This window comes from Arthrobacter sp. 05T410, from assembly GCF_056396505.1.
Map to the genome: position 1 here is coordinate 1 of NZ_JBFTLP010000040.1, position 4,259 is coordinate 4,259.

At 65.0% G+C, this 4,259-nt stretch carries 5 protein-coding genes; 2 read left to right on the top strand and 3 right to left on the bottom strand.

Translation table 11 applies throughout. The annotated features are described in order from the left end of the window. Both AC1DFR_RS22240 and AC1DFR_RS22245 read right to left on the bottom strand, forming a co-directional pair. Positions 1-176 (bottom strand): thiolase family protein (locus AC1DFR_RS22240; protein WP_476874493.1); only part of this gene is annotated, 176 nt, incomplete at its 3' end. Positions 177-303: 127 nt separating this feature from the next. After that, positions 304-1,725, bottom strand: a complete 1,422-nt coding sequence (locus tag AC1DFR_RS22245) for an NAD-dependent succinate-semialdehyde dehydrogenase (RefSeq protein ID WP_476874490.1) — start codon at positions 1,723-1,725, stop codon at positions 304-306. A 177-nt stretch (positions 1,726-1,902) separates the two neighbouring features. Here AC1DFR_RS22245 and AC1DFR_RS22250 point away from each other — a divergent pair, with 177 nt between their 5' ends. Then, positions 1,903-2,661, top strand: coding sequence for an enoyl-CoA hydratase/isomerase family protein (locus AC1DFR_RS22250; protein ID WP_476851114.1), 759 nt, complete (start codon positions 1,903-1,905; stop codon positions 2,659-2,661). After that, complete coding sequence (locus AC1DFR_RS22255; RefSeq protein WP_476874491.1) at positions 2,661-3,539, top strand: 3-hydroxyacyl-CoA dehydrogenase family protein; 879 nt, start codon at positions 2,661-2,663, stop codon at positions 3,537-3,539. The genes AC1DFR_RS22250 and AC1DFR_RS22255 overlap by 1 nt, the downstream gene beginning before the upstream one ends. Before the next feature lie 162 nt (positions 3,540-3,701). Here the strand turns inward: AC1DFR_RS22255 and AC1DFR_RS22260 are convergent. Beyond that, positions 3,702-4,259, bottom strand: a 558-nt coding sequence (locus AC1DFR_RS22260) for an HNH endonuclease signature motif containing protein (protein WP_476874492.1), incomplete at its 5' end; no start/stop codon positions are given.

Genomic DNA, 4,259 nt, shown 5'->3' on the forward strand with positions numbered 1-4,259 from the left:
CCGTTCGCGTTGCCGAACACCACCTCATCGATCCGCTCCACGTCCAGGGCCGGGGCGCGCTTCACGGATTCGCGGATCACGTGCGCGGCGAGGTCATCCGGGCGGATCCCGGCGAGGCCGGAACCGAACTTCCCGAACGGCGTCCTCACAGCGTCATAGATAAATGCCTGATTCATGATTTCCTCTAAGTTCTGTGGAGCCCAACTACGCAGCAGCAGAGGTGGGTTGAGGGCGCAAACGATCCCTGCTGCTGCCTTGGGCTGGCTGGCCGCCCTCGGGGACTTGGCTGTGATTCGAGCGGGCCTACGCTGCCGGGATCCGGATCAGCTTCTTGTTGGCGAACTCATTGATTCCGTATTGCGCCAGTTCACGTCCGACGCCGGAACGCTTCACCCCGCCAAACGGAAGGTCAGCGGCGCTGCGGCTGATGCTGTTGATCCAGACCATTCCGGTCTCCAGCTGTTCGGCAAGCTGCCGGGCGGCCTCAACATCCGCGGTGTAGATGGAGCTTGAGAGGCCGAAAGGCGAATCGTTGGCCAGGTCAACAGCGGCTTCGGCAGAGTCCACCCGGTAAACCACGGCGGCCGGGCCGAAGATCTCTTCCGAGTAAGCCCGCATGTCCGGCGTCACACCGGTCAGGACGGTCGCGGGGTAGTAGGCGCCCGAGTCGTTGGGGGCGCCTCCACCCGTGACTGCGGTCGCGCCCTTGGAGACGGCGTCCTGGACCAGCTCGGCGATGTCATCGACGGAGGCCCGGGATGACAGCGGCCCGAAGGTCGTCTGCCCATCGGTCGGGTCGCCCGGGGCGATCTTGGACATGGCCTCGGTGTAGCGGCGCAGGAACTCGTCGTAGATGTCGCCGACGATGATGAAGCGCTTGGACGCAGTGCAGGCTTGGCCGCCGTTGTACATGCGGCCAGCCACGGCGCCGGCTACGGCTTTGTCCAGATCGGCATCGGGCAGCACGATGAACGGATCGGAGCCGCCGAGCTCCAGCACATACTTCTTCAGATGGCGTCCGGCAATTTCTGCCACGGCGGATCCGGCCTTCTCGGAGCCTGTCAGGGAAACACCCTGCACCCGGGGGTCGGCGATCATGGTGGCGATCTGGCCGCTGGTGGCAAACGCGTTGATGTAGACATCGGCCGGCAGCCCGGCGTCGCGGAAGACCGCCTCGATGGCCAGCGCCGACTGCGGGCAGTTGCGTGAGTGCTTGAGGATCACGGTGTTGCCCAGCACTATGTTGGGTGCGGCGAAGCGGGCGACCTGGTAGTAGGGGAAGTTCCAGGGCATGATCCCGACCAGCGGTCCGATGGGTTCGGTGCGGACCACGGCCGAGCCGGGTCCCCGGAACTCCAAGGGTTCATCGCGGAGGAAGCGCTGGGCGTTGTCCGCATAGTAGGCGTAGATCGAGGCCACGAGGGCAACCTCGCCGCGTGCTTCGGCGATCGGCTTGCCCATCTCCAGGGTCAGCAAGGCGGCGAGTTCTTCGGAACGTTCGCGGTGCAGCTCGGCCACGCGGGTCAGCACTGCGGCCCGTTCCGCCAGCGGAGTGGAGCGCCAGGTGCGGTATTCCGTGAAGGAGCGCTTGAGCGCATCCTGCACTTCCTCGTCGGTGAGTGTCGGGAACTCGGCAACGCGCTCTCCGGTTGCCGGGTTGATGGTCGCGTAGTTGCTCATGATCCGGAACTCTTTCTGCAGGTACGTCTTTGTCTTAGCAATCACGATCCCAGCTTCCGGCTATGCAGTCCAATACTTATTAGCCTCAAGATCAATGAGGATTTTGGATCAATGACGGCGTCGTGAGTGACTGCCCTCGGGCCTGATCTATCCAATTCCGACAATAACGGCCGGTCCATTAGGTATTGGACGCTGTGTAATAAACGATGCCATGGTGGGCTGGTGAAGACGATCAAAATCCACGACGCCGACGCGACCGTCCATGTCGAACTCAACAGGCCAGAAGTCCGCAACGCCATAGACCAGCTCATGGTGGACGAATTGCACACTGTATGCGCGGATTTGGAGCGCAATCCCAAAATACTCATCCTCTCCGGGGCGCAGCTTCCCTCCGGCGGCGTCTTCGCCTCCGGAGCCGACATCGCCCAACTCCGCGAACGCCGCCGTGATGATGCCCTGGCCGGCATCAATTCCGGCCTCTTCCAGCGAATCTCCAGGCTGCCGATGCCAGTGATCGCAGCCATTGACGGGTTTGCGCTCGGCGGCGGCGCTGAGCTGGCCTATGCGGCGGATTTCCGGATTGCGACGCCACGGGCAAAGATCGGCAACCCCGAAACCGGTCTGGGCATCCTCGCCGCCGCCGGCGCAGGCTGGCGCCTCGTGGAGCTCGTCGGCGAGCCTTTGGCCAAGGAAATCCTGCTCACCGGAAAAGTGCTCGACGGCGCTGAGGCAATGGCTGTTCGGCTGGTCACGGAGTTGCATCAACCAGACCAGCTGATCCCCGCGGCCTTCGCACTCGCGGCCCGGATCGCATCCCAGGATCCACTCGCGGTCCGCCTCACCAAGAGCGTCCTCCACGCCCCAAGGTCAGCACACCCGGCCATTGACGAACTCGCCCAAGGGATCCTCTTTGAATCAGAGGCAAAATTTGAGCGGATGCAGGCGTTTCTGGACCGAAAACAACGCAAAGGAACCAACTAATGACCCCTTCCACTCCCCCACTTGAAACCCAGGGCGTCCCCACGAGGGTAGGCGTTCTCGGCGGAGGCCGGATGGGCGCGGGCATCGCCCACGCTTTCCTTGTCTCCGGAGCTGCGGTGACAATAGTCGAACGGGACGAGGCCGCAGCCGCAGCGGCCCGCGACCGCGTGAGAGTGACGCTGGCCAAGGCCCTGGAGAAGGCCGCCGTTCTCGAGGATCTGGAGTCGCTCTTGGGCCGGTTTGCGGTCTCCACGGACGCCGTCGACTTCGGCGGGGCGGGCCTTGTTGTCGAAGCCGTGCCGGAGGACTTCAAGCTTAAGCAGGATGCCCTGCTCAACGTGGAGCGCCACCTGGGCACGGATGCCTGGATTGCCACCAACACGTCCTCGCTCTCCGTCACCGACCTGGCTGACTCGCTCGGCCGGCCGGAACGGCTGTGCGGGTTGCACTTCTTCAATCCGGTCCCGGCCTCGACGCTGGTGGAAGTCGTTCTTGGCCCCCGGTCCGCCCCTGAACTCTCCGACGCCGCCACCGGCTGGGTCCGCGGGCTCGGTAAGACTCCCATCGTGGTCAATGACGCGCCCGGCTTCGCGAGTTCGCGCCTTGGCGTGGCAATTGCGCTGGAGGCCATGAGGATGCTGGAAGAGGGCGTGGCCAGCGCCCAGGACATCGACACCGCCATGGAACTCGGCTACCGGCACGCATCCGGACCACTGCGCACCACGGACATCGTCGGGCTGGACGTGCGCCTCGGAATCGCCGAGTACCTGCATGAAACCCTCGGCGAACGCTTCGCCCCGCCCCGCATCCTCCGCGACATGGTGGAGCGCGGCGAGCTGGGACGGAAGTCCGGCAAAGGGTTCTACGACTACTCCTGAGCTGTCAGAACCGATAGCCCGATGGCGGCAAGCGTTCTCGCTGGCCGCCATCGTGTCCAGCTGAGCTTCGTTGAGCAAAGCTGGGTTCTTCAACGCCGTCGTGGCGGCGGCGTCGCGCCGATCTCTCCGACCCAAAGAACCGGAAGGCACACGACCAGCGGCTCACGCACATTGGAGCGGGCGGTCCTTCGCGGAAGAGCTGCCCAGAAGTGCCGGCCAGCCCGGGTCGTCCGTGTCCGCGGCGGGGAACCAGCGCTCGGCCGTGAATTGATGCCAGTCCGGGAACGGGTCCGGGGGCAGTTCAATGTCGGGCTCCGGGATGGGATCCTGGCCGGGATGGTAGTCCGGGAGCAGTTCCAGCTCGCAACGATGTCCTGGATCGGCGGGCTGGTCTTGATCGGGGTCGGGGCCGGGTTCGTCCGTGGCCGGGATGTGGGGCAGCCAGTCTTCGGGCCAGTGGGGTGGGTCCCAGTCTTGGTGTTCGCTGGGATAGTAGCGTCCGGACGGTGAGGTCCAGCCCGGCGGGTGGTCTTTGCTGGCCCGGTCCGGTGTCCAGGCGGAGGCGTGTTTAAGCCGGTGGTGTTTCGGGCAGGGCTGGCCGAGGTTCGAGATGCCGGTGGTGCCGCCGTCGGCCCAGGCCAGGAGGTGGTCTGCCTCGTTGTCCAGGGAATGGTTGGCGCAGCCGGGGAACGGGCACCGGCCGTCGCGGAGCCGGAGCCA

Excerpts from the sequence above, each read along its gene's own strand:
- AC1DFR_RS22255 (WP_476874491.1), top strand. The coding sequence starts at position 2,661 with ATGACCCCTTCCACTCCCCCACTTGAAACCCAGGGCGTCCCCACGAGG.